Raw genomic sequence first — 5,621 nt, forward strand, 5'->3', positions numbered from 1 at the left:
AAGAGGTTATAGAACAGTAATTTGAATCAAGTAATAGCTGTAACTTGGAAAATAAACATACGAGTTTATATTTAAGATTCTTATATTAAATATATATAAAGAAAAACTAACTAATGACCTTAATCTAAAAATGATGACAATTTTTGGATATATTGTGAAGAAATATAATAATTAATCATAAGTCCTTCTCTCTTAGAAAAAAGTATCCCTGCATCTTTTAACTTTCTTAAATGTTGAGATACAGGAGATTGTTTCATACCTAATATATCACTAATATCACAAACACATAATCTTTCATATTTTAAGAGAAGATAGACAATTTTTAATCTAACTTCACTTCCTAACAATGAAAAGAGTTTCTCTTTTTCTGAAAACATATCCTGTTTTAAAATTAATTGTTGTTTTTCATAATCAATTTTATCTTTATCAACTGTTATTCTTAGACAAGTAGTATCATTTTTCAATCTTATTCCTTCTCTCTAAACATATTCTTTTGTGGTATATGATTACTAAACTTAGGCTTTGATGTCAAATCAATGTTTTTATTTAAATTAGTAGTAAAGTTCTTCTCTTCTATGTTATCAGGTTTCTTCAATGTAGTATTAATATTATTACTTAATTTATTTGGAGAAAGACTATTGTTTACTGAGAATGTATTATTCTTAGGAGCAATAGAACTATCACTGCTATTAGTATAACTATTTACTTTTTTATTGAACCTATCTTTTAGTAAGTGATAGAATATTAATAACATCATTGCAACAGAAGATGAAATATTAAAAATGCTTACATCATCATTATCCATAGTAATTGTTAATAGACTAAGCTCTTTAAAAAATGTATCATATATATACCCAAAGAAGAAAGCCAATATAGCTATTACAACTAAGTATATAATTAAAGATGTTCTTCCCAACATTTTATAAACAACACTCATTGTAACTGCACTTGTAGCAGGTCCAGCAGTTAAGAATATAAATACAGCACCTGGTGACATACCTTGTAACATAAATGCAGCAGCAATAGGAAGTGAAGCAGTTGCACAAGTATATAAAGGCATAGCAAATAACATAACTACTATATAAGTTAAGAATTGATTTTCAAATAGGATTTCTGTATATTCTTTTGGTGTAAATGTAACAAATACTGAACCTAAAATTAAACCAATTAGAAGTGCTTTCGCCATATCATTAAATAATGTACCATAACCATATTTAAAAACATTTTTAAATAAAAACTTCTTTTTTACACTTGGAGTATCACAATTTGAAGAACAACCACAAGAAGATTCAGAAGCTTCTACTTGTATATTGTCATCTTTTTGAACAAAGTTTTGAACAAGTCCTACTGTAATTGCAATTATAATTGAAGATATAATTCTAAATGTTGTAAATACAAAACCAAATAATGAGTATGTAGCTAATATTGAATCAACACCAGTAATTGGAGTTGATATTAAAAAACTTTGAACAGCACCCTTACTTGCTCCTTCTTTTCTTAATCCTTGTGCTAATGGGATAACAGAACAAGAACAAACAGGTAAAGGTATCCCAAACAATGTTGCTTTTACAACGGCACTTGTAGAATCTTTTCCTAAATGTGATGAAACAAAATTGTCTGGTATTAATTGTTTTAAAATACCTGCAAAAAATAAACCTAAAATTATATAAATTGACATTGCATTTAATAAAATTATAAAATTGTCTAAAAAACTTGATAATAGTTCCATAATAATTCCTTTTAGAATATGTGATAGTATATTAGCATAATCTAATATACTGTAATTATATTGATATATTATTTAAAATTTAATTAAGACTATATAGTGGGGATAATTCTTAATCTATTATGGTATATATTCCTAAAAATACTTATTCACAAAATTTCTATTAAGTGTTAAATATAGATGTTAATTGTTCGTTAATCTTAAAGAGATAGACTTCAATATTTAAAGATAAAAGGTATTTGATGAATCTAAATATAAGAATTAGTACTAAAATCATTTTTTTATGTTTTTTAGTAGCAAGTAGTGCGACCTTAGGTAGTTTATTTTTTAGTGATATTATGGGATTTATTCCATGTAATATGTGTTGGTATCAAAGGATATTTATGTATCCTCTTTCTATATTATTTTTAATTAATTTACTCTATCCTGATGATAATGTGTATAAATATACATTTCCTATAGTAGTAGTTGGATTGCTTTTTGCTATTTATCATAACCTTTTAATGTTAGATATAATCCCAGAATCAATTGTTCCCTGCAGTAGCGGAGTACCATGTTCAACTGAATATATCAGTTGGTTTGGATTTATAACTATCCCGTCTCTCTCGTTTATAGCATATTTTATGCTTTTTATACTATTAGTATTTGGAAAGGAAAAATAACATGGCAAATAAAAACAACAACAATACAGTAATGCAGAATAAAACTATGATAGTAATTTCTATTATAATTTTAATTGGAATATTTTTTGGTATGAAATACACTTATAATCAATCACAAAATAATAAAACTGTTACTCTATCAGAAAATCAATCAGTGTTATTTAAAAGAGATTCCTCTTTTACAATTGGTCCTGATAATGCAAAAGTACAATTAGTAGAATACTTTGATCCTGCCTGTGAAACTTGTTCTCAATTTCATCCATACATAAAAGATATTTTGGAAAAGAATAAAGATAAAATTCAATTAGTTCTTAGATATGCTCCACTTCATAAAGATTCGGATAAGGTTGTAGTTATGTTAGAAGCTACTAAGAAACAAGATATGTTTTTGGAATCTCTTGAAGCCTCTTTTAAAACACAACGAAATTGGGCTGGACACAATGGACACAATCTGAATAATCTTTGGGGAACCCTCTCAGATTTGGGACTGGATATGGATAAATTATTAGAAGACATGAAAGACCCTGAATTAATGAAAATAGTAATACAAGATATTGAAGATGGTAGAAAATTAGGTGCTACAAAAACTCCTTCATATTACGTAAATGGAAAACCACTTCAACAATTTGGACTTCAAAATCTAAAAGACCTAATACAATCTGAAATGGATAAATAAAGAGAAGAATATAAAAACTATATAAAGAATAATTGTAGCAATTTCTTGAGTTTATTTTTCTCTGCTTCTAATTCAAAGGTAAGTTAAGTCCAAGTCATTGAAAATAGTGCATAAATATTTAATTATTTATGCACTATTTAAATAGAAGGAGAAGGCACTGTTACATATGAACAAAAAATACAACAGTCTTGTCCTTTTGGTCTAATCATTTTATTACAATTTCTACATTGATAAAAAAATTGACAAGAGTCAGTTAGTATAACTTCTTCTTTATGTCCACATAGAGGACAAGTAATTATAGGTTTTCATTGGATTTTCATAATTTACTCCTTTTGAGTTAATTCTTTAACTGCCTTTTTAATATCTTTTAAACAACATTTTCCAGATGGGTTATTATTCTCACAATTACAACCAATACTATTCATCTTTTCTGAAATATCTTCAATAGCTTTTGTTTTATTAGATATTTTTTCTTTCGTCCAATTAAAACAATAACAAATAGTAGAAGGATTAGCCCAATCTTTCAATCCAACTTCTATTATTAGTTGATTTTGTTTAATTAGCTCATTTAGTTTAAAATAGATAACTTCACAATTTGGTGTTTGACAGAATAGGAAGTCTTCAATAGATGAAAGTTCCTTTAAGTATTCTTCTTTAACTAAAGATTTAATCGTAACAGGTGAAACATTTTCGCTATGTTTTTACAAGTAGGACATATATCTTTTGTATGAAAAATCCACATTATAAATTCCTTTAAAGTTTCAAAATTTAGGAGAGGAGGGGGATTAAATAATTATAGAGTAGGTATTCCATAATTATTTAATATTGCTTGATGTTTTTCAAATGTTGCTAAAGTTTTATCTTGGTGCATTGATTTATGCATTGTTATACAATTTTCTTTACTCATATTCATCATTTTATTATTTTCGCTTGCAAATAGACTTCCTGCAAATAAACCTACAACTAATACTGATAATGTTAACTTTTTCATTTTTATATGGTGTATTATAAAGATTTACTAAGGAAGCAATGAGGAAATTTTATATTTTATTTAAAACTTTTTGAAAATGAATTATTCTATATATTCGGTTGAAATTTAGAAAAGTAAAGATAAAGAAAGTGAATAAGTTTTAGAATGGTTATATTATCAACAAACAAAAGAAGAAACTACAAATTTTTTAAAAGAACTTTCGGCATTTAATTAATCATCTATTAACTTATTATTACTATAATTTCAAGTAATAAAACTTATAAACATTAGGATAATCATGAAAACTAATTACTTTTTTGCCGTATTTCTTACATCACTTTTTTTATTTACAGGTTGTGATTCTAAATCAGAGATTGACGATAGCTTAATTGCAAATACTAAAAAGAATACACCTTATGTAAAAAAGTTTGTATCTAAAACATTTAAACTTACAACAACAGATGGTAAGATAATTGAGCTTACGAGTACAAAAGAAGGTTTAGACTTCAAAGATTACAAAGGTAAAAAAGCTATTTTAGTTGATTTCTTTGCAACATGGTGTCCCCCATGTATTAAAGGTCTGCCTATTTTAAAAGAGTTAAGAGAAAAATATAAAGATGATTTTGAAATAATATCAGTACTTTATGAGAAAGAAGAAGATAAACCTACCTCAGAAATTATTGATTTTATTAAAAAGTATGATATTACTTATCCTATTACTGTTGGAGAAGAAAACTTTAAATTAGCAAAAGATTTAGATGATGTTCAAAGAATTCCTGAACTATTTTTATTTTCTAAAGATGGAAAATTTGTAAAAAAATTTCTTGGGGAAACAGACTTAGAAACGTATGAAATATTTCTTAAAATGGCTATAGGTGAAAATAAACTTGAGATACGATAATCTCAGTTTACTCATTTTAATAGATAATTTTTTTAATTGATATAAATTTGATACTCTAATAATTCATAGAATATTTTTATTCTATGAATTATTTAAAACTTTAAATTTAAAAGAGTTAGTAATTATTAATTTGATGTTTAAGAAGTAGAAGGGAAGAAATATTAAATTTTTCTAGACTTACTATTAAAGTTTATAAGTGTAAGTCTAGAATAAAAACTAGCAATTTTTTAAGTAACTATGATTTGCATTATGTTCACTTGAATTCATGGCACATAAAATCTCATCTTTATTATTACTTAATATATAATCTGGTGTATCATCATTTTCTGGTGGATAAAATGCTAACAAAGTATTTGCATCAATTGTTGATGTTGATGAAACTCTAACTGTATTTAAATCTTGTGTTTTATTATCTATAAGATAATCTGGTGTATCATCATTTTCTAGTGGATAAAATGCTAACAAAGTATTTGCATCAATTGTTGATGCTGATGAAGCGCTAACTGTATTTAAATTTTCAACTTTATTCTCTACAAGATAATCTGGTGTATCATCATTTTCTATTGGGTAGAAAGCTGAGAAATCATTCTGTGCATATAATGAAGCTGCTAATAAACTTGCTAGTAAACCTGTTGTTATAATCTTTTTCATTTTAAATCCTTTTGATTTTTTATATGGTGTATTAT

Annotated in this window: 8 protein-coding genes and 1 pseudogene; 3 read left to right on the forward strand and 6 right to left on the reverse strand. The window is 25.8% G+C overall.

Features of this window, described 5'->3' with window-relative positions:
• Positions 1 to 119: 119 nt before the first annotated feature.
• Positions 120 to 464: an ArsR/SmtB family transcription factor gene (locus GBG18_RS14490; RefSeq protein WP_122893458.1), complete on the reverse strand. Its 345-nt coding sequence runs from the start codon at positions 462 to 464 to the stop codon at positions 120 to 122.
• A gap of 2 nt (positions 465 to 466) precedes the next feature.
• A complete protein-coding gene (locus GBG18_RS14495) occupies positions 467 to 1,729 on the reverse strand; it encodes an SO_0444 family Cu/Zn efflux transporter (protein ID WP_122893457.1) in 1,263 nt (420 codons plus the stop codon).
• Positions 1,730 to 1,968: 239 nt separating this feature from the next.
• On the opposite strand from GBG18_RS14495, the gene GBG18_RS14500 reads away from it, so the two are divergent.
• Positions 1,969 to 2,388, forward strand: coding sequence for a disulfide bond formation protein B (locus GBG18_RS14500; RefSeq protein WP_122893456.1), 420 nt, complete (start codon positions 1,969 to 1,971; stop codon positions 2,386 to 2,388).
• 1 nt (position 2,389) lies between these two features.
• Complete coding sequence (locus GBG18_RS14505) at positions 2,390 to 3,064, forward strand: DsbA family protein (RefSeq protein ID WP_122893455.1); 675 nt, start codon at positions 2,390 to 2,392, stop codon at positions 3,062 to 3,064.
• Positions 3,065 to 3,201: 137 nt separating this feature from the next.
• Here GBG18_RS14505 and GBG18_RS15705 read toward each other — a convergent pair whose 3' ends face one another.
• From GBG18_RS15705 to GBG18_RS14515, 3 genes and pseudogenes are all read right to left on the reverse strand, one after another.
• Positions 3,202 to 3,363, reverse strand: a complete 162-nt coding sequence (locus GBG18_RS15705; protein ID WP_308418453.1) for a GDCCVxC domain-containing (seleno)protein — start codon at positions 3,361 to 3,363, stop codon at positions 3,202 to 3,204.
• A 24-nt stretch (positions 3,364 to 3,387) separates the two neighbouring features.
• Positions 3,388 to 3,747, reverse strand: a pseudogene (locus GBG18_RS15850) (putative iron-sulfur cluster-binding metallochaperone); the annotation flags it as partial.
• 110 nt (positions 3,748 to 3,857) lie between these two features.
• On the reverse strand, positions 3,858 to 4,055 hold the full coding sequence (locus GBG18_RS14515; RefSeq protein WP_122893453.1) for a hypothetical protein: 198 nt from the start codon (positions 4,053 to 4,055) through the stop codon (positions 3,858 to 3,860).
• A 277-nt stretch (positions 4,056 to 4,332) separates the two neighbouring features.
• Here GBG18_RS14515 and GBG18_RS14520 point away from each other — a divergent pair, with 277 nt between their 5' ends.
• Positions 4,333 to 4,935 (forward strand): TlpA family protein disulfide reductase, encoded by a 603-nt coding sequence (locus tag GBG18_RS14520; RefSeq protein ID WP_122893452.1) that lies wholly within the window; start codon positions 4,333 to 4,335, stop codon positions 4,933 to 4,935.
• A gap of 216 nt (positions 4,936 to 5,151) precedes the next feature.
• On the opposite strand, the gene GBG18_RS14525 is transcribed toward GBG18_RS14520, so the two are convergent.
• Positions 5,152 to 5,586: a hypothetical protein gene (locus GBG18_RS14525; RefSeq protein ID WP_122893451.1), complete on the reverse strand. Its 435-nt coding sequence runs from the start codon at positions 5,584 to 5,586 to the stop codon at positions 5,152 to 5,154.
• Positions 5,587 to 5,621 lie beyond the last annotated feature (35 nt).

It is taken from the genome of Poseidonibacter ostreae, from assembly GCF_009208075.1.
GTDB lineage: Bacteria > Campylobacterota > Campylobacteria > Campylobacterales > Arcobacteraceae > Poseidonibacter > Poseidonibacter ostreae.